The sequence below is a fragment of the Clostridium sardiniense genome (genome assembly GCF_050584765.1).
GTDB lineage: Bacteria > Bacillota > Clostridia > Clostridiales > Clostridiaceae > Clostridium > Clostridium sardiniense_A.
Map to the genome: position 1 here is coordinate 777095 of NZ_JBNOOR010000002.1, position 19366 is coordinate 796460.

Genomic DNA, 19366 nt, shown 5'->3' on the forward strand with positions numbered 1-19366 from the left:
CATCCTGCGTATAACTACTTACCGTACTTCTTTTTCATTTTTTTGTCGTATAAATAATTTTGTAATGCTGAAATTAAAAATGCTACTACTGCCATAATTATGCTAGCCTTCGCTATACTTAAAGCTGTAACATCGTATCCAAATTCAGTTAATGTACTTGATATTAAAAGTACCCCTGAGCTTCCAGCAAAAAGATTTTGTCCAAAGAAGTTACCATAATTCTCAGATGCTGCTGATAATGCTTTTATCTTTTCTACATCCTTTTCTTCTATTTCTCCATACTTACTCTGTGCAGCTGCCTGCGCCATTGGATTAACTATAGGTCTAACAAACTGAGGATGTCCACTTATTCTTATTGAAAGTGCTCCAGTGATTTCTCTAATTAATGTATAAGCACTTAAAACTCCTCCTGTTGTAAGCTTTCCTAATTTTTTTACTAAGTATATTGCTCTTTGTCTTAATCCATATCTTTCTAAAATACCTATAACAGGTAATGTTAAAATAAATAATGAAACTGCTCTATTTGCTACAAAGGATTGTCCAAGTACAGTTAAAATTTCATTTAAGTCCATTCCTGCAACTAACCCTGTTACAAGTCCTGCTACTAAAACTGTAAATAAGGTTTCTACTTTTAATACAAAACCTAATATTACAATTAAAACTCCAATTAACTTAATCATTAGTTACTCTCACTCCCATCTACTGTTCTACTAATCTACTTTTCTCTTTTTCTGTTTTTTCAAAAAATTTAATTAATTTATATCTTGTTTAAAATAATATATCATTTTATTTACATTTTCAATATATTTTTAATATTTTATTCACATATTGTCATAATTTATTACACTTAGTGTAAAATCTACAATAAAGCAGAGGTTTATAAGTATAGTATTTTTATTTATAATATAAATTAACTAATATTAATTAGATAATTTTGACTTGGAGGAATATTAATGAAAAAAGTATACTTAGCTAGCCCATTTTTTAATGATGCTGAACTTGATAGAATGAAAAGTGTTCTTAAGGTTTTAAGAGAAGAAAAGGGCTTTGATGTTTTCGCACCATATGAATTAAAAAGTGATTTAGAATTTGGATCATTAGAATGGAGACATGAAACTTTTAAAGCAGATACTGATAATATAAAAAATGCTGATGTAGTTGTTGCAATTATAAGTAATGGTAACTATTCTGATAGTGGAACTGCATGGGAATGTGGATATTCATACGCAATCGGTAAGCCTGTTATTATTGTTAACTTAACAGGAAATCCAGTAAACTTAATGATAAGCGATAGTCTACATGCTTATATAGATTCTATAGATTCACTTAGAGCTTATGATTTTGAATCACTAGAAACAAGTAATTATATAGGAAAAGTATTCTAAAAAAATACACCACTTAAATTTAAGTGGTGTATTTTTTACATTTCAACTATTCTTCTTTATTTTTATCTATGTTTCTATATCTTCTTAACCTGTCATTACAAATTTGTCTATCTTCATCATCAAATATATTCTTATACTTCTCATCTAATATTAATCTTTCTAAAGATAATTCTTCCTTGTTAGAATTAATTAAAATTTCTAGCCCATTATCATCATCATCTCTAATTAATGATTTAGCTGCATAAAGTGCACCTTTAACATTAATTTTTCGAAGCATATTATCCAATTTATAACCACACTGTAAATCTACTTCCTTATATACCTTTAGCATGTCCCCATATAATTCAAAACTGTTCATAGCTTCCTCCATAATTATTTTAATTTACTATAATATTAAGTATACATTATAACTGAATTTCTTAACATAATAAAAATTAAGAATTATTTAACAAAGTTGAAGAATTATTTAACAAAAATAAAAGAATTATCTAAATGCTATCCCTTTATAACCCTTAGATAATTCTTTATTAAAATATACTTTATCTATTGAATTCTAGCCTTTTGAGAACTCGTAGTTTCCTGTTCCATCAAATTCTTCTTGGAATTCTTTCTCTGCATATCCTTCAAAATCCTCTGCAAGTTTATCTAGCTTTTCCATAAATTCAGGATCCTTTACCATTAAGTCTGCACTAGGGTGTGTAGGCTTAGCCCCTGTAACTTTTACTATTTCTCTAATTTGATTAGGATTATCAATCATAGGACAAGGCATTAATAAGTTTTTATTATATGGTTGTCTCTTTCTTAATTCTTTAAAGTATGGACTTTGGAATGCTTCTACAAGTGGTCTTCCCTTTACATTATCTGTTGAGAAATGTGAGAAAATACAAGGTTCAACATCTTCTTTTGAATTTATATGACAGTAATATTTTCCTGCAATACATCCTCCAACATATGGTGCATCATTGAAGAAATCTATAGGGAATATCTTCTTAGTCATTCTAATTTCTCTAGTTCTCTTTCCAAGCTTTAATCTCTGTTCAGGCGTTAACATAAGATCCATATCCTTAATTGGCTCATCTCCAACCGGCATGAACATGAAGTACCATATCATTCTAGCACCTTTTTCTATTAACATATCAATGTACTTATCTGAGGTAACAATGTCTACATTGTTTTTAGCAGTAGCTGAAGAAACTCCAAATGGTATTCCTTTTTCTCTTAAAAGATCCATACCTTTCATTACGGCATCAAATACTCCTTCTCCTCTTCTTGCTTCTGTCTCTTCTTTAAATCCTTCTAAAGAGAACATTGGCATAACATTACCTAAATCAGCAAGCTTTTGTGCTAATTCTTCATCAAATAAAGTTCCATTAGTAAATGGAGTAAAGAATACATCATTATATTTTTTATATATGTCTAACATATATTCATTGAAGAAAGGTTCTCCACCTAGTATTACTATGTAGTATATACCTAAGTCTCTAGCTTCTTTTATTAATCTATCTACTTCTTCAAATGGAATATCATCTTTTTTACTGTAATTAGCTGCATAACAGCCTGTACATCTTAAGTTACATCTCATTGATGGGCTAATTAATATTGTATAAGGAATTTTTGTATCATATTTTTCCCCTTGCTGTTCTCTCTTTGGTATTCCATACCATGTAGCATTTCCAACAAAATTAGCAAAGAACTTAGATAAACAGTTCTTATTTGTGTTCTTAAGTATATCTTGGATATAATCATGAACAGATGGTATTTCTTCATAGTATCTTTGTACTTCATTTATTGAATCTCTAGTCTCATCATCCCTTATCCCTTTTCTTATTATATTGAAAATTTTATCGACATTTTTCTCTGGATTATTTTCTAATACTTGTATTCCTGCTTTTATAATTGCTTCTTTTGTTCCTTTTTTTATGGTATCTTTAATACCCATAAAATCACCTCTCTAATAAAATATTTTGTCTGAAATTGGCACTACAGCATCTAAACCTGCCCCAATATATTCCATTGTATTCTTACTGGAAAACAATATCAACTCCTTCCACATAATGTTAATATTAATTTCACTTTATTGATTCTTATTATTTTTTCGTTAAAAAAATGAAAAAAACGATAAGTTTTTCTTATCGTTTTTTATAATTAATCTATTATTTCATTTTCTGATTTCATTAGATTCTTCTCAAAAATCTTGAAAAATGGATAATATATTAATGCACTTAATGGAACCATTAAAAGTACAAATATTACATTTTTAAAATCTATTCCTGATAAATACGCCTGAACAAAAAATGGCGTAAAGGAAGGATCCACAATATATCCTGGTGTTACTAATCCTGTAAGCTGTGCCAAATACCCCAAAGTACATGTAACTATAGGTGTAATTATAAATGGAATACCTAAAATAGGATTAAATACTATTGGGCATCCAAAAATTATTGGTTCATTTATACCACATATTCCTGGAACTAAAGAAAGTTTACTTAATGTCCTTAAATGGGTAGATTTACTTCTCCACATTAATAATATAAGACCTAATGTATTTCCAGCTCCTCCTGCAATTGCATACCTAAACATTTGCAGATTCATAAGCTGAGTTGGCTGTTGTCCTGAAGCAACTAAATCAGCATTAATACCTGTATTTGCAATACCTAGTGCAAATACAATTGGGAATATTATTGATGTTCCATTAACACCAAATACCCAAAGTATATTACCAAAAGTTATTATAAATAAGAATCCCCAAATATTATCAACAGATGATAATGCAGGTGTTAGTATATTCATAATATTTTGTGGTAAATTGGCTCCTGTATAATTAATTAATACTATATTTAATCCATATAAAACAACTATGTTTATAAGTAAAGGAAATAATGAGTTTACAAAAGACGTAACTGCTGGTGGTACAGTATCTGGAAATTTAACTTGCCATCCTCTTTTTTCTATAAATCTTGTAATTTCTACAGATAATAAAGAAATAATAATTGCTACAAATAGTCCATTAGCACCTAAAAACTCAGTTGATAGCTTTCCGTCTATAACTGGTGCTGAAACCATTAAAAATACAGATGTTGATATAAGTCCTGACATTGCTGCATTCATCTCATATTCTTTTGCTAGTGAATATGCTATAGCAAAAGCTGTCATCATCCCAACTATACCCATTGTCAAATCAAATGGTGTTGTTAATATACTATAATTTGCTACAGCAAACTCCTTCCACGCAAGTAAGAATTTTATAAATATATTTGCAGTATCAGAATTTACTAACTCAGGATTTATTGGTGGATTTGCAATTATTAGAAATATTGATCCTACAACTATTAAAGGCAAAGTCATCATCATTCCTGTTGATACTGACTTTAAATGTATTTCATTCCCTACCTTAGCCCCTATTGGCGATAATATTGAATCTAATCGCATTAAAAATTTATTTTCTTTCATATGTACGCCCCTTTAACCTTTTTCTATTTTGCTTTATTTTGTATCTCCTATAGTAATTTATCTTATAGGAGATACAAAATATTTAAGTACAAATTAAATGTTAATATTGCCATCCATTATATTTAAATGTTGATGGAACTACATTTTCTGGATTATATTCCTCTAATATTTTCTCATAACGTTCTTTATAATCATTATCCACTTTCTTTTGCGGAATAACTAAACTTGCTTCATTTAAGAAATGGAAAGAATCACGTCCCATCTCCGCTCCTCTTACAGTATGCTTATCTAATGCTACATCAGGTATTTCAGGAACTTGTCCCATAGCAAATCCTTTTATGATTATATTCTTTAATAAATCACTTGAACGATCTTTTTCACATTGGCACAAATAACGTATTGCATGTATGAAGTATATTGGACGATCTCCATCTGCATAATCAAACTCTTTTCTCATTTGATTTAAATTATTTATAATAACTGATGCATTATTATCTCCCATACCTATATCTTCAACTGTAATTGTAAGTAATCTTCTCCAAAGTTTATCTTCCATTTGAGGAGAAGTTATGTACATTTCATAAGCAAACTGGCAAGCTTCCTCAACCATTCCTCTTCTAATTGATTTTTGTAGAGCTGAAATAACTTCATCTCCATTTAACCCATTACGTGTTTTAACCTTTGCCCATGGATCTTGAATAAATTTTTTTGTCATTATAAAAACTCCTTTACTTTAATTTATTTGTTTTAAAAATTTTGTATAGTATAATAACCATGAGGTGATATTATGAATATTGAAAATCTTTGCGATAAATACCAACTAGATACTCTTGAAACAAAAATACTTTCATATCTTTACAGTAATATTAGTGATCTAAAGAATATCGGTATTCGTACAGTTGCAAAAGATAATTTTACTTCTACATCAACAATATTTAGACTTTCTAAAAAATTAGGATTTCAAGGATATTCTGATATGATTAATCAAATATCATCCCACAATGAAGAAGACTCTAAAAATAATAAATTTGGCTTCTATATGAATGTAACCAATGAGGCATCTGAGAAATTTGATACCTTCTCTACTCTTATAAAAAGATACTCCAATAAACAAATAATGGTTATTGGACTTGGATTCTCTCAAATGGTTGCTAATTATATAAATGAGAGATTATTAGTATCTGGATTTCGTAGTATCTCTACCGTACATATGCAGCTTCTTTCAGAGCTTCATCAAAACGAAGTGCTACTTATTGTGATTTCCGAATCCGGACAAACTGCTAGACTTGTAGATATAGTATCTCAAGCTAATAAAAATGGTTTAGATATTATAAGTTTTGTTGGTGATGAAACATCTAAAATAGCCGAATCTTCAACACTAACATTTCCAGTCGAAGGTTATAATAAATTCAATGCCCTTAATAATATCCCAAATACTTTCTTTGGAGAGACCATTCTACTTTTTGAGTATTTACTAGCTAATTATTATCAATAGATAATATACCTTGATTATATTATTTATTATTTTTTATACAATATTATAGAGATTTAAAAAAACGTGTTTTCTATTTGAAAACACGTTTCTAATTATATTTAACTATTTTTATAAATTACTATCCTCTATATGTTGAAGTTCCTCCAGAAATATTTACAACCTTAAAACCTTCTCTAGATAACATATTACATACTTTACTACTCCTTCCCCCTGATTGGCATATTATGTGATATTCCTTTTCCTTATTTAAATATTTACTTGGATCTGATAATAATTTATTCATTGGTATATTTTTAGCATAAGGTACATGCTTAACTTTATATTCATATGGTTCTCTTACATCAATTAAATTTATATCTTTTAAGTTTGATCCTAAACTATTTACATTTACTGAATTATATTTTTTATTAAAAATTGAAAACATATCTTTTCCTTCTTTCACACGTATTATATATTTATATATCTAAATATTACGATATATATTTCATAAAAAATTTCTCTTTATTTTAAGAGACTTTAATAAACATTTTATTTGATTTTCATACTTAAAGAATCCTTTGGACATGAAAATGTACATTTTTTGCAAGATATGCATTGAGTACTATCAATTAGTCCACCTTTAAATTCACTAGGTTTTAATCCCATGGGGCACTTTTTAGCACAAATATTACATGTTACACATGTATTCTTTACTTCAATTCCAGTATTACGACCTCTTAACTTTGCTATAAATCCAGCAATTGATCCCATCGGACAGAAGTTACACCATATTCTTTCATTAAATATAATACCTAATGCCACTGCTACGATAGATGTTATTAATATTATTCTATAGAATACAAATCCTATTCCAGACACATCTCCCCAGTTTTTTATAACGCCACTCGTAAATACCCCTATTACGAATAGAACCATAAATATTCTAAACATAGTACTTCTAAAAAATTTAGGTGATTCTTTCCCTTTGGAGATTTTACTTAATATGTTATCATAAAAATTTCCTCTTGGACAAAAGTTTCCACACCATAATCTTCCCTTTCCAAATATCGATAGCATTATTGGTGCTATCATGCACATAATAGCTAGTACACCAAACACAAAATTAAACGGCGCCAGTACTAGAAAGGCTAAAAAAATTACATACCCATACTTTTTATACAGATTCATTCTACACCTCCATATACCCCCATGGGGTATTTATGAATTTATTATATATTTTCTTATACTGTATGTCAATTGCTAAAATAGGTGATTATATATCCTAAATGTAAAAAAAGTCTATCTTGGATATTCAAGTACAAGATAGACTTTTTTTATATCATATTTAACATATTATAAATGGTCCTATATCTGTATAAATCACCTCAAGCTTACGCTTATATATATCCTCCATTATTCTTATAAACCTTTTTTCATAATTCTCTTCATTACAATCTATTGAGTCTACTATTTTATTATTATTTAAAATTATTATTCTATCTCCATACCTTAGAGCTAGGTTAATATCATGTAATGTAATTAATGTAGCTAGATTTTTTTTCTTTATTAACCCCTTCATAAATCTAAAGAAATCATGTTGCTTAACATAGTCTAAGAATGTATTTGGTTCATCTAAAAGTAATATGTTGCATTTTTGAATCAATATTCTCCCTAAATACACTAGCCTTCTTTCTCCACCACTTAACTCTCCTATGAACTTATTTTTTAAATGCATTATATTAAGCTCATTTAATATATCTCCCACAAGTTTATAATGATCTTCATTTGGCATTTCAAACATTCCAAGATAAGGAGTTATCCCCATAAGTATAATATCTTCCACACTATAATTTTGATTTGTGTGAATATGTTGTGGAATATATGATATTAGTTTTCCTCTCTCCTTATCTGATAGCTTAAGTAAATCTATATCACCATATACAATATCTCCATTATCTATATGATTCAAATTCGCTATTGATCTAAGAAGAGTTGTCTTACCTGCACCATTTAATCCTAAAAGAACAGTAACCTCTCCCGGATTAATCTTTATATTTATATCATCAAGTACTGTTTTCTCTCCATATGAAACTATTAGATTTCTTATTTCTAGTGACCTATTCATCTCATAACAGCTCCTTTTTTATTAAGAAGATATACAAGAAATGGCGCACCAAATAATGAAGTTAATATACTTATAGGTATTTCAGTTGTAGTTATACTTCTAGCCACAGTATCTGCAATCAATAATATAATAGCCCCAACAACCATTGTTAATGGAATAATTTTTGATATATCATCTCTAGCAAATGATTTAACTATATGAGGTGCTAATATTCCAATCCAACTTATAAGTCCGGCAACTGATACTACAGATGACACCAAAAGAGTTGCTGCAAATATGGCTATCGTTCTTACATACTTAACATTAACTCCTAAAAGCTTTGCTTGATCATCTCCCATTGTTAAGACTTTTAATCGCCATCTAAATAGTAGTAATACAACTGTTGATATTAAAACTAATATAAAAACATTTATTACACTTTTCCAATCACTATTATAGAATCCTCCCATTAACCAAAAATCTATAGCTGGAAGCTCTTTATAAGGATCTGCAAAGTATTTTATTATCATAATGAAAGATGATGTTAATGCACCTGTAACTATTCCTGAAATAACAAGTGCTAATACCCTATTACTTCTCATTTTTTTAGATAAAATCAATGAAAATATAACAGAGCATATACCAAATAAAAATGATAATCCTTGTATCATAAATGGTGATGCTGACAAAAATACTATTCCAATTGCAGCACCTAGTGAACATCCTGAGCTTACCCCTAATACATCTGGCGATATTAAAGGATTTTGAAATATACTCTGAAAAACCATACCTGATAATGCAAGTGCGGCACCACTAATTATTACTAATAAAACCCTTGGTAACCTTATATTAAATAAAAGATTAGCCTCTTGAGCATTACCTGTACCATTAAATGCAATCTTAATTATTTCATCTATTTTAATACTATATCTTCCTATGCATAAAGATAATACTGATAAAACTACCAAAATAATCAGATATGGTAATATTGAGTATTTTTTTATCATAGCCCAATTTCCTTATCAGTCACTTTTAAATCATAAAATTTATTATAAAATTCTTTAGCATCTTTTTTAAAATCTTCAGTACTATATTTATCTGGATGAAGGTTATTTACTATCCAAAGCATACCTAATATTGATGAAGGTGTTGGATAATCCCAAGGCTCTAATGTTGATGGGAATACATATACTTTCTTATTCTTAATTGCATTTAATCCCTTTAATCTGTTATCTTTTAATACATCGTCTACAGTATATTTTGCATATCCGACTATATAAATAACATCTGGATTATAATCTATTAATTGTTCTACTGATATATTAGTCCAATACCCTTCATCTATATTCCCTGTAACATTTTTTCCACCTGCTGTATCAATCATATAGTTCTGATACATCTTAGAAGTACAAGTTTTAAGTATGTTATCACTTCCTGACAGATATACTGATGGCTTATTCTTTATATACTTTGTCATATCTTTTACTTTATCTATTGTGTCATCATAATATTTTAGAAGTTCTTTTGATCTTTCTTCTGAACCTGAGATCTTTCCAAGAAGTTCTACGCAATTATTAAATCCTTCTAATGTTTCTGGCTCTATTGCTACAACTGGTATATTTAACTTTTCAAATTGAGGAATAAAGCTTTTAAGTCTAGTTGGAATAATTACTACATCAGGCTTTAATTTCATGCACTCTTCCACATTAATTTCTTTTCCTGTACCAACTGCTGGTAAGTCTAAAAACTCTTTAGCTACCTTTTTGTACATCTCCCTATTTTTTGCTTTTGCCTCTATTCCAACTACTTTATCTTTTACACCCAAACTAATTAATATTGATGTTGAAATGTAATAACTTGATACTATCCTATTTACATCGCCTTTTATTTCAACCTTTCTACCAAGTTGATCCTCAACAACAATAGTTTTGTTATCTACTCCCTTATTTTTTGAATCACTAGAACATCCTATAAATAACATCATACTCATCATAACTACAAGTATAATGGATATTACTTTTTTAAATCCTTTCATAATCTACTCATCTCCCTTAATTGATATAAGCTTATATAATTTTCTATATCTTCTTGTATTATTTTTCTATCTTCATAACTTATCTCTTCTATATTTATAATTAACGTATCATTTCTAATTTTTATAGAATTTAAAAAATCACTATCTTTATCCTTTAAAACACCTAAGCAAAACTTTTTACTGCTTAGACAATTATGTATTTCTAATTTAAATTCTTCTGACTCATCTTCTAAGAATCCAATTTCATCTAATAATATAAGAGTAGAATTCCTTTGTATTCTGCTCGCTCTTAGTATGTAAGTCCCCAGTATATCAAATGTCTCTGTGATTCTGATACACTTATTATCACTAACTTTTATTGATATTGGACTATATAAATTTTTTCTTTCTATTTCATCTACATATCCATGAATATAATACCCTTGCATATATCCATTTATATAGTAAGGAAGTGTCCTATATCCACCATATTTTAGATTAAGATTTTCTAATATGTTATTTATAAGTGTACTTTTACCACAATTTCTTTTTCCGGTTATAAGAATATTTTTATACTCCATATGCTCTCCTTATAAGCCATAATTTTAATAAAGTAGGAAGCTTATAAAACTCCCTACTTTATATAAATTTATTATTTTATCTTATAATTTAGCTATTACTTCAATTTCAATTGGTGCATCCATTGGAAGTTTAGCTACTTGTACACAACTTCTTGCTGGTGGATTTTCATTAAAGTATGTTCCATATACTTCATTAACGGCTGCAAAATCATTTAAATCTTTTACAAAAACAGTTGTTTTAAATACCTTATCAAGTGATGCTCCAGCAGCTTCTAATATCGCTTTGCAGTTCTCTAAACTTTGCTTAGTTGCAGCCTTTATTTCAGTTTCTAAAACTTTAGTTTCTGGATTTAGTGGTAATTGACCTGAAGTATATACTAAATCTCCTACGATTAATCCTTGTGAATATGGTCCTATTGCAGCTGGTGCATGTTCTGTATTAATTATTTTTTTCATTTTAATTCCTTCTTTCTATTTCTTTGCTTTTTTGTAAAATGTATTTTTAAGTGGTAGTTCTGTTCTAAACTCACCATCTAATTTGTAATACGCTCCTTGTGCAGCTGGCGCTGTTGGAATACAAGTTATTTCTCCAACACCTTTTGCTCCAAAGGATAATTCTTGAGTATTTTTTTCTATTATTATAGGTTGTATTTCTGGAACTTGAGTTGCTCTTAAAAGTCCAAGTGTACCAAACTTAACCTTTGGTACTGAATTTTCTATTGGATAATCTTCTGTTAACCCATATCCAAGTCCCATGGCAACTCCACCTTCAATTTGGCCTTCTACATTTTTAGGATTTATTGCTCTTCCTACATCATGTGCTGCAACTATTTTAGTAACTTTTCCTTGATCATCTAAAATTACCACTTGTGTTGCAAATCCATAAGCAACGTGACTTATTGGATGCTCTTTAGTACTACCCATCTTATCTGTAACACCTAAGTATTCACCATAGAACTCTTGTCCTTCTAATTCTTCTAATGAATGTTTTCTTAAGGCATCCCTAAGTTTCATAGCTGCAACCTTTGTTGCTTCTCCTGTAAATACAGTTTGTCTTGAAGCTGTTGTTGTACCTGAATTTGGAGTTATTTTAGTATCTGGTGATTCATATACTATTTGTGCTGCTGGTATTCCTAGAACTTGTCCGACAATCTGAACAACAACTGTTCCAAGTCCTTGTCCAATACATGCTGCTGATGTTCTTATATGAACCTTTCCATCAATAACTTTAACTTTACATCTACCTGTATCTGGTATACCAACACCAACTCCCGCATTTTTAAATGCACAAGCTATACCAGCTCTCTTTTCATTAGAGTAATAAACATCTCTTACAGCTTCTAATGTCTCAATTAATGCTGTTCCTTCATCTGCTATTTGTCCATTTGGAAGCACTTCACCTGGCTTTATTGCATTCCTTCTTCTTATTTCAAAAGGATCTATTCCAACCATTTCAGCAAGTTTATTTAGATTACACTCTGTTGCAAAAGCTGATTGTGTAACACCAAAACCTCTAAATGCACCACCTGGTGTGTTATTTGTGTAAAGTGCTTTACCATCTATATCCATGTTTTGATAATTATATGGACCTGCGGCATGAGTACATGCTCTTTGAAGAACTGGTCCTCCAAGAGATGCGTAAGCTCCTGTATCTGCAAGTATTATAGCTTTCATTGCAGTTAGCATTCCATTTTCATCACAAGCTGTTGTAAACTCCATATCCATTGCATGTCTTTTAGTATCAACTATGATGCTTTCTTGTCTTGGAAGTACCATCTTAACAGGTCTTTTAATAAGATAAGCAAGTAATGCTGTATGGTGCTGGCAACTCATATCTTCCTTACCACCGAAACCTCCACCAACATATTTAGAAATTATTCTAACCTTATTATCATCAAGTCCTAAAAGTGATTCTATTTCACGAAGATCATCATATACACTTTGAGTTCCTGTATAAACTACTACTCCATCACCTTCTGGAACTGCAACTGCACATTCTGGTTCTAAAAATGCATGCTCTGTAAATGGTACTCTATAATTGTATGTAACAACATACTTTGAATTTTTTATAGCCTCATCTGCATTTCCTCTTACTAGATGTTCATGACTTAACAAGTTTCCCTTTTCGTGTATCTTTGGTGCACCTTCTGCTAGTGCTTCTTGTGGTGAAGTTACAGGCTTTAATTCTTCATATTCAACCTTTATATGCTTTAAGGCTTCTCTTGCTATTTCTTCTGTTTCTGCTGCAACTAAAGCTAGTGCATCTCCAAGATATCTTGTTTCTTCACCAACCTTTATTAATGCAGGAGTATCCTTTTGTATGTGACCTAAATATCTCTCCCCTGGAATATCTTCCGCAGTAACAACCTTAACTACACCATCAATTTTTTCAGCTTCACTAATATCTATACTCTTTACCAAAGCTCTTGGATATTTACTTCTTAAAGCAACACCATGTAACATTCCATCTATTCTTATATCATCAGTATATTCAGCTACTCCTAATGTCTTATCTCTAGCATCTACTCTGGCCATTCTTTCTCCAACAAGCCCTTTACAAATAACTTTTGGAACTTCTTTATTTTCTCTAAGGATTTCAGCTGCCATCATAATAGCTTTTTCTATCTTTACATATCCAGTACATCTACATATGTTACCAATTAATGCTTTCTTAACTTCCTCACTTGTGGGATTTAATGTTCTATTAAAAAGTGCCTTTGCACTAATAACCATACCCGGTATACAGAATCCACATTGAACTGCTCCAGCTTCAGTAAATGCATATGCAAATACATCTCGCTCTCTTTCTGTAAAACCTTCTATAGTTGTTATTTCTTTTCCATTAACCTTTTCAGTTGTAAGTATACATGCTTTTATGGCTTTACCATCAACAATAACCATACATGTTCCACATGCACCCTCTGAGCATCCATTTTTAACTGATGTTATATTACAATCTTCTCTTAAATACTTAAGAAGTTTTTTATTTTCATCTACAACTTTTTTTTCACCGTTAAGAATAAATTCAAACATACCTTATCTCCTCTCATAACTCCATTTCTTTCTTGAGATATATTGGCCAGTTGGCTCTTTTCCTATGAATTCTCCATCCTTAACCAATTCTTTTCCTCTTAAAAACACCCTTTTTATTTTTCCATTACTTTTAAATCCTTCATAAGGAGTATAATCAACCTCTTGTATACTATTTTTAAAACTAATAGTATCTTTATATCCATCTTCTATTACTAATAAATCAGCATCACTGCCTACCTTAATCTCACCCTTTTTAGGATATAATCCAAAGACTTTAGCAGGATTAGTAGATGTTAACTTAACCATTTCATTTAAAGATATTATTTTATCTTCTACTCCATAGCTAAAAATCAATTCCATTCTATGCTGAACACTTGGTATTCCATTAGGTATCTTGGAGAAATCTATCTTTGCATTCTCTCTCTTATCCTTATAATTAAATGAACAATGATCTGTTGCAATTGTATCTATCTCTCCTAATTTAATTCCTTCCCATAAAGCATTATTATCTTCTCTACTTCTAAGAGGTGGTGACATAACGTATTTAGATCCCTCTAACCCGTTATCTTCTTTAAGCTCATAAAAATCTTTATTTAACAAAAGATAATGAGGACATGTTTCAACGAAGATCTTAACTCCTTCTTGTCTAGCTTTTATTACAGCATCCAATGACATTTTAGAACTTAGATGTACTATAAACACCGGGTAATTAACTTTTCTAGCTATTTCTATTATGGTATTTACCGCTTCATATTCAACCTCGGAGGATCTTGAGGCTTCATGATACTTCACAGCGGAGTTACCTTTACTTATTAAATCTTTTATATTTTTTATAATTTCATCTCCATTTTCGCAATGAAATGAAATAAGTGCTCCAAGTTCCTTTGCTTTTTTAAGTGCCTGTTCAATTTCTTCTTCATTTACTTGAAGAGTATCTTTATATGCCATATACATTTTAAAAGATGTTATACCTTGCTTTACCATTTCCTCCATTTCAGATTCAACTTCTTTATTCCATTCACATAATGTCATATGGAATCCAAAGTCTGAATAACAATTACCTTTTGTTTTATTTTTATAAACTTCTAATGCATCATTTAAGCTCTCACCTCTATGACAGTTTACAAAATCTATAATAGTTGTAGTACCGCCAGCAATTGCTGATTTGGTACCACTCTTAAAATCATCAGATGTTTTTATATTTGGTAGTTCTAGATCAAAATGAGTATGGGCATCAATCCCACCTGGAAGTATATAGCTTCCTTTTAAATCTATTATTTCATCTCCATCTTTTTCTACAGATAATCCTATAGATTCAATTTTTTCTCCATCAATTCTTAAATCACTTTTAAATGTCTCTTCACTGGTTACTATATAAGCTCCCTTTAGTACTGTTCCCATAACTCATCCTCCTCTTTTACTATTTATATTGAATTGATAATGCATGTTTTGGACATCTTGTTACGCATAATCCACATCCAAAGCATTTATCTTCATCTATTACAAGTTCTTCTCCAACTTCAATTGCATCATATACACAACTTACTTTACATTGTCCACATTTTATACAAGCCTCTTGATCAACTTGTGGAGCAATTGCTTCTGTTCTAAATGTTCTCTCTTCCATTTTCTTATGAGCTAATCCAATTATTTCATTAACATCTTTATATCCATGGCTATCTAAGAATTCATCTAACTCTTTAGCGATTTTTCCATATACTTTAGGTCCTTTTAAAATAGCTTCAGTACAAACTTCAACTGCTGTAGCTCCTGCCATTAGCATTTCAGCTGCATCTCTTCCACAAGTTACTCCACCAACACCTATTATTGGAATATTAACAGCTTGTGCTGCATCATATATATTTCTTATAGCAACTGGTCTTACTGGTGATCCTGATAACCATCCATATCCATTTTTGCTTCCCATTATTGGATATCCTGATTCAACATCTATTGCCATACATGGTCCAAGAGAATTAATCATTACAAGGCCATCTGCTCCAGCTTCTTCTAACGCTTTTGCTATCTTTTGAATATCTGTATGTGGACTCATTTTCATAAATACTGGACAATCTAATGCAGCCTTTGCAGCTTTCATAGCTTCAACTATTGGTGTTACATCAGTTCCAACATAGTGAGTTGATAATTCAACTGCATCAGCATAAGGCTTAACAAGCGGAGCAACAATTTTTATTTGATCTGCTGTATATCCCATACTTACTATCATAGGAACTCCAGCTGACTTAGCTTTTTTATACTCTTCTTCTATCCATTGTTCCTTTGGTAGTTCTGACCAAAGCTCTGTATTTAAGAATCCTGAATTTGTTTTTCCCATACATGGTCTTGGTACTGGAGCTGGGTCTACTGAAATAGTTTTTGTAACTAATCCACCTGCTCCTCCTTTTACTGCCTCAATACAAAGATCCCCATCTTTTGCTCCTGGACCTGCTGCTGTAAATATTGGATTATTAAATTTCATTCCTAATATGTTAACGTTTAATTTTGACATAACACACACTCTCCTCTAAGTTAAAATTATGATTTATCTTTAATTTTATTTATTTCCTTGCATAACTAATTTTTCTTGATCTACTTCTTCTTCAATTTCTTTTATATCTTCTTCTAAAGTCTCTGGCATTGGTTCTTTATTGCCTAAAACATTAAAGAATATATTGAGTATCACAGCTGATAAACTTCCTGTTGTAATACCACTATCGAATATTGTTTCTACCCATGATGGGAAGTTATGATAAAATCCTGGATTTGCAAGTGGTATCATTGCAAGTCCAACACTTACTGCCACTATTACACAGTTTTTATTGCCATCAAATTGAACTTTTCCTAAAGTTCTTATTCCACCAACTAAAACCATTCCAAACATTGCAAATCCAACTCCACCAAGTACTTGCTTTGGAATTGCTCCTATAATTGCAGCAAACTTCGGTACAAAGCTTAATGCCAATAATATTATTCCTGCATATACAGCAACAAACCTTGATTTAATACCTGTTAATCCTACTAAACCTGTATTTTGAGCAAATGGTGTAATTGGGAATGTATTAAAGAACCCTGCAAATAATGTTGATATACCATCTGCTGTTAAGCCTTTTCTTATGTTATCTTCAGTGACTTCCTTATCAGTCATTTCATGAATAGCAATCATATTTCCAACTGATTCAGTCATTAAAACTAGCATTATTAATACCATTGAAAGTACCGCTGATGGATCAAAGGTTGGCATTCCAAATTCTAAAGGAACATTTATGCTAAACCATCCTGCACTACTTACTGCACTAAAATCAGCCATTCCAAATATCATTGCAATTACTGTTCCAATAACTATTGCAAATAAAATTGCTGCGCTATTCCATATACCTTTTAAGTACTTAAATAGTAGCAATGTTATTACTAATACAGCCATTGAAAGAGCTAAGTCTTTAGGCTCTACCGCTTGTACCTTACTATTAGTTATCCACTTTATACCTACTGGCATTATGGATATACCAATTACTAGAACAACAGTACCGGTAACAACTTTTGGGAAAAACTTTATTAGTTTCCCAAATATCGGAGCAATTATTAAACAAAATAATCCTGCTGAAATAACAGCTCCAAATACATTTGTCATTGCTAAATCCTTACCACCAGATGTACCTGCAATTATTGCCAGTATTCCTGAAACAGCAGCAAAGCTTGTACCTTCTATTATTGGTATCTTTGCTCCTGCAAGTTTTTTGATTCCCATTGTTTGAATTAATGTTCCTATACCAGCCATAAAGAGACCAGCACTTATAAGAAATACTATTTCTGTGTGACTAAGCCCTGCCGCTTCCCCTACCATAAGTGGAACTGCAACTGCTCCTGCACACATTGCCATAACATGTTGAACTGAAAATATCCAAGCCTTTGAAAATGGTATTTTTTCATCGACTGGAGCTACATTTTCATTTTCATTCTCCTCTCTCATAACACACACAAATCCTTTCGCTAGATTCTATTCCATAACTTGCTACAAACCTCTCTAGATTTAGCTAAAATTTCATCTTCATTAACCTTAAGAAGCTTACCGTCTTTAACTAAAATATTTCCATTAACTATAGTCGTATCCACAGATTTACCCATCATTCCAAATAGAATGTGTGAATTATAATTCGTTCCATTCATTGGAGTTAATGGATTATAATCTACTACTATTACATCTCCTACTGCACCTTTTTCAATTATTCCAAAAGTTCCATTAAAGTGTTTCTCTGCAATTTTTCTATTGTTTTCAAATAGCATCATTGGAGTCTCTCCCCAAGCTACTGATGGATCTTTTAGATGGTGCTTATGAATTATATTTGCAACCTTCATTGATTCAAACATATCTGATGTATAACCATCTGTTCCAAGCCCAACAGTTATACCTTTTTCTATAAGTTTAATAGCTGGTGATACTCCAACTGCATTACCCATATTAGATTCTGGATTATGAACAACTGTAGTACCAGTTTTTAGAATTATATCTTGTTCATTATCATCTGCATGAATACAATGAACTGCGATTGTCTTTTCCCCTAATATATTGAATTTGCTTAATCTCTCTACTACTCTCATCTGATGTTCTTCTATGCATTTTTCTTCATCTGCAAGCCCTTCTGCAACATGAATATGATATCCACAATCTAGTCCATCAGTTGCCTTTATACACTTTTCTAAAGATCTATCAGAAAGTGTAAAACTAGCGTGCATTCCAAACATTCCAGATTTCATATTGCTATTGCTTTCCTTACAATGCTTTATGTAATCTACATTCTCCTTTATCCCCTCGATTAAAGCTTTTTCTCCATCTCTATCAGATACTTCATAACAAAGTGAAGTTCTTATTCCAAGCTCTTCTGCAACCTTTCCTATAGTAAACAAACTTCCTTCAATTGCATTTGGACTTGCATGGTGGTCAAAAAATGTTGTAACTCCATACTTTAAACTGTCCATTAATGTGCTATATGCACTGTATTTTATATCCTCAAGAGATAGATTCTTATCAAGTCTCCACCATAAATTATTTAATATATCTAAGAAATCCTTTGATGTAGGTCCATCTAAATTCATCCCTCTTGCAAAGGCACTATAAATATGACCATGTGTATTTATAAGCCCTGGCATTATAACCTTATCCTTTGCATCTATATACTCACTATTTTTATACTTTTTTAAGATATCATTTGTATCACCATAGTCTAGTATCTTTCCATCTTCTATAACCACAGCTCCATTTTGTATAAATGGAATTTCTTTGTTTTGAGTTACTAACCTTCCATTACCTACTACTAACACACAAATTCC

Annotated in this window: 19 protein-coding genes; 2 read left to right on the plus strand and 17 right to left on the minus strand. The window is 30.7% G+C overall.

What is annotated here, in order from left to right; translation table 11 throughout:
• Positions 1-14 precede the first annotated feature (14 nt).
• Complete coding sequence (locus tag ACQPUW_RS13275) at positions 15-677, minus strand: DUF969 domain-containing protein (RefSeq protein WP_430838094.1); 663 nt, start codon at positions 675-677, stop codon at positions 15-17.
• A gap of 276 nt (positions 678-953) precedes the next feature.
• On the opposite strand from ACQPUW_RS13275, the gene ACQPUW_RS13280 reads away from it, so the two are divergent.
• Entirely contained in the window at positions 954-1385 is a 432-nt protein-coding gene (locus ACQPUW_RS13280) for a nucleoside 2-deoxyribosyltransferase (RefSeq protein WP_430837979.1), read from the plus strand.
• Positions 1386-1431: 46 nt separating this feature from the next.
• Here ACQPUW_RS13280 and ACQPUW_RS13285 read toward each other — a convergent pair whose 3' ends face one another.
• From ACQPUW_RS13285 to ACQPUW_RS13300, 4 genes are all read right to left on the minus strand, one after another.
• Positions 1432-1743, minus strand: a complete 312-nt coding sequence (locus ACQPUW_RS13285) for a hypothetical protein (RefSeq protein WP_430837980.1) — start codon at positions 1741-1743, stop codon at positions 1432-1434.
• 195 nt (positions 1744-1938) lie between these two features.
• Entirely contained in the window at positions 1939-3324 is a 1386-nt protein-coding gene (locus tag ACQPUW_RS13290) for a radical SAM protein (protein ID WP_430837981.1), read from the minus strand.
• Positions 3325-3530: 206 nt separating this feature from the next.
• Positions 3531-4835, minus strand: a complete 1305-nt coding sequence (locus ACQPUW_RS13295) for a PTS sugar transporter subunit IIC (RefSeq protein WP_430837982.1) — start codon at positions 4833-4835, stop codon at positions 3531-3533.
• A gap of 100 nt (positions 4836-4935) precedes the next feature.
• Positions 4936-5550 (minus strand): hypothetical protein, encoded by a 615-nt coding sequence (locus tag ACQPUW_RS13300; RefSeq protein ID WP_430837983.1) that lies wholly within the window; start codon positions 5548-5550, stop codon positions 4936-4938.
• 72 nt (positions 5551-5622) lie between these two features.
• On the opposite strand from ACQPUW_RS13300, the gene ACQPUW_RS13305 reads away from it, so the two are divergent.
• Positions 5623-6330 (plus strand): MurR/RpiR family transcriptional regulator, encoded by a 708-nt coding sequence (locus ACQPUW_RS13305; RefSeq protein ID WP_430837984.1) that lies wholly within the window; start codon positions 5623-5625, stop codon positions 6328-6330.
• 118 nt (positions 6331-6448) lie between these two features.
• On the opposite strand, the gene ACQPUW_RS13310 is transcribed toward ACQPUW_RS13305, so the two are convergent.
• The 12 genes from ACQPUW_RS13310 to ssnA form a co-directional block, all read right to left on the minus strand.
• Entirely contained in the window at positions 6449-6754 is a 306-nt protein-coding gene (locus tag ACQPUW_RS13310; protein ID WP_430837985.1) for a rhodanese-like domain-containing protein, read from the minus strand.
• Positions 6755-6858: 104 nt separating this feature from the next.
• Positions 6859-7497, minus strand: coding sequence for a 4Fe-4S binding protein (locus tag ACQPUW_RS13315; protein ID WP_430837986.1), 639 nt, complete (start codon positions 7495-7497; stop codon positions 6859-6861).
• A gap of 157 nt (positions 7498-7654) precedes the next feature.
• Positions 7655-8434 carry an ABC transporter ATP-binding protein gene (locus ACQPUW_RS13320; protein ID WP_430837987.1) on the minus strand — a complete coding sequence of 260 codons (780 nt, stop codon included), beginning with the start codon at positions 8432-8434 and terminating at the stop codon, positions 7655-7657.
• Positions 8431-9420: a FecCD family ABC transporter permease gene (locus tag ACQPUW_RS13325; RefSeq protein WP_430837988.1), complete on the minus strand. Its 990-nt coding sequence runs from the start codon at positions 9418-9420 to the stop codon at positions 8431-8433. Before ACQPUW_RS13325 ends, ACQPUW_RS13320 begins: the two co-directional genes overlap by 4 nt.
• Positions 9417-10448, minus strand: coding sequence for an ABC transporter substrate-binding protein (locus tag ACQPUW_RS13330; RefSeq protein WP_430837989.1), 1032 nt, complete (start codon positions 10446-10448; stop codon positions 9417-9419). The genes ACQPUW_RS13325 and ACQPUW_RS13330 overlap by 4 nt, the downstream gene beginning before the upstream one ends.
• Positions 10445-11008 (minus strand): nucleoside-triphosphatase, encoded by a 564-nt coding sequence (locus tag ACQPUW_RS13335; RefSeq protein ID WP_430837990.1) that lies wholly within the window; start codon positions 11006-11008, stop codon positions 10445-10447. The genes ACQPUW_RS13330 and ACQPUW_RS13335 overlap by 4 nt, the downstream gene beginning before the upstream one ends.
• Positions 11009-11089: 81 nt before the next feature.
• A complete protein-coding gene (locus ACQPUW_RS13340; RefSeq protein WP_221861948.1) occupies positions 11090-11464 on the minus strand; it encodes a RidA family protein in 375 nt (124 codons plus the stop codon).
• A 15-nt stretch (positions 11465-11479) separates the two neighbouring features.
• Entirely contained in the window at positions 11480-14041 is a 2562-nt protein-coding gene (xdh, locus tag ACQPUW_RS13345) for a selenium-dependent xanthine dehydrogenase (RefSeq protein WP_430837991.1), read from the minus strand.
• A gap of 3 nt (positions 14042-14044) precedes the next feature.
• Entirely contained in the window at positions 14045-15442 is a 1398-nt protein-coding gene (gene hydA / locus ACQPUW_RS13350) for a dihydropyrimidinase (protein ID WP_430837992.1), read from the minus strand.
• A 19-nt stretch (positions 15443-15461) separates the two neighbouring features.
• Positions 15462-16550: a 4Fe-4S binding protein gene (locus ACQPUW_RS13355; RefSeq protein ID WP_430837993.1), complete on the minus strand. Its 1089-nt coding sequence runs from the start codon at positions 16548-16550 to the stop codon at positions 15462-15464.
• Positions 16551-16595: 45 nt separating this feature from the next.
• Positions 16596-18008 (minus strand): nucleobase:cation symporter-2 family protein, encoded by a 1413-nt coding sequence (locus ACQPUW_RS13360; RefSeq protein ID WP_430837994.1) that lies wholly within the window; start codon positions 18006-18008, stop codon positions 16596-16598.
• 20 nt (positions 18009-18028) lie between these two features.
• A complete protein-coding gene (gene ssnA / locus ACQPUW_RS13365) occupies positions 18029-19357 on the minus strand; it encodes a putative aminohydrolase SsnA (RefSeq protein ID WP_430837995.1) in 1329 nt (442 codons plus the stop codon).
• Positions 19358-19366 lie beyond the last annotated feature (9 nt).

Bases quoted from the DNA above. Each gene is read 5' to 3' on its own strand.
- ACQPUW_RS13280 (WP_430837979.1), top strand. From the start codon at position 954: ATGAAAAAAGTATACTTAGCTAGCCCATTTTTTAATGATGCTGAACTT.
- ACQPUW_RS13285 (WP_430837980.1), bottom strand. From the start codon at position 1,743: ATGAACAGTTTTGAATTATATGGGGACATGCTAAAGGTATATAAGGAA.
- ACQPUW_RS13290 (WP_430837981.1), bottom strand. From the start codon at position 3,324: ATGGGTATTAAAGATACCATAAAAAAAGGAACAAAAGAAGCAATTATA.
- ACQPUW_RS13295 (WP_430837982.1), bottom strand. From the start codon at position 4,835: ATGAAAGAAAATAAATTTTTAATGCGATTAGATTCAATATTATCGCCA.
- ACQPUW_RS13300 (WP_430837983.1), bottom strand. From the start codon at position 5,550: ATGACAAAAAAATTTATTCAAGATCCATGGGCAAAGGTTAAAACACGT.
- ACQPUW_RS13305 (WP_430837984.1), top strand. From the start codon at position 5,623: ATGAATATTGAAAATCTTTGCGATAAATACCAACTAGATACTCTTGAA.
- ACQPUW_RS13310 (WP_430837985.1), bottom strand. From the start codon at position 6,754: ATGTTTTCAATTTTTAATAAAAAATATAATTCAGTAAATGTAAATAGT.
- ACQPUW_RS13315 (WP_430837986.1), bottom strand. From the start codon at position 7,497: ATGAATCTGTATAAAAAGTATGGGTATGTAATTTTTTTAGCCTTTCTA.
- ACQPUW_RS13320 (WP_430837987.1), bottom strand. From the start codon at position 8,434: ATGAATAGGTCACTAGAAATAAGAAATCTAATAGTTTCATATGGAGAG.
- ACQPUW_RS13325 (WP_430837988.1), bottom strand. From the start codon at position 9,420: ATGATAAAAAAATACTCAATATTACCATATCTGATTATTTTGGTAGTT.
- ACQPUW_RS13330 (WP_430837989.1), bottom strand. From the start codon at position 10,448: ATGAAAGGATTTAAAAAAGTAATATCCATTATACTTGTAGTTATGATG.
- ACQPUW_RS13335 (WP_430837990.1), bottom strand. From the start codon at position 11,008: ATGGAGTATAAAAATATTCTTATAACCGGAAAAAGAAATTGTGGTAAA.
- ACQPUW_RS13340 (WP_221861948.1), bottom strand. From the start codon at position 11,464: ATGAAAAAAATAATTAATACAGAACATGCACCAGCTGCAATAGGACCA.
- xdh (WP_430837991.1), bottom strand. From the start codon at position 14,041: ATGTTTGAATTTATTCTTAACGGTGAAAAAAAAGTTGTAGATGAAAAT.
- hydA (WP_430837992.1), bottom strand. From the start codon at position 15,442: ATGGGAACAGTACTAAAGGGAGCTTATATAGTAACCAGTGAAGAGACA.
- ACQPUW_RS13355 (WP_430837993.1), bottom strand. From the start codon at position 16,550: ATGTCAAAATTAAACGTTAACATATTAGGAATGAAATTTAATAATCCA.
- ACQPUW_RS13360 (WP_430837994.1), bottom strand. From the start codon at position 18,008: ATGAGAGAGGAGAATGAAAATGAAAATGTAGCTCCAGTCGATGAAAAA.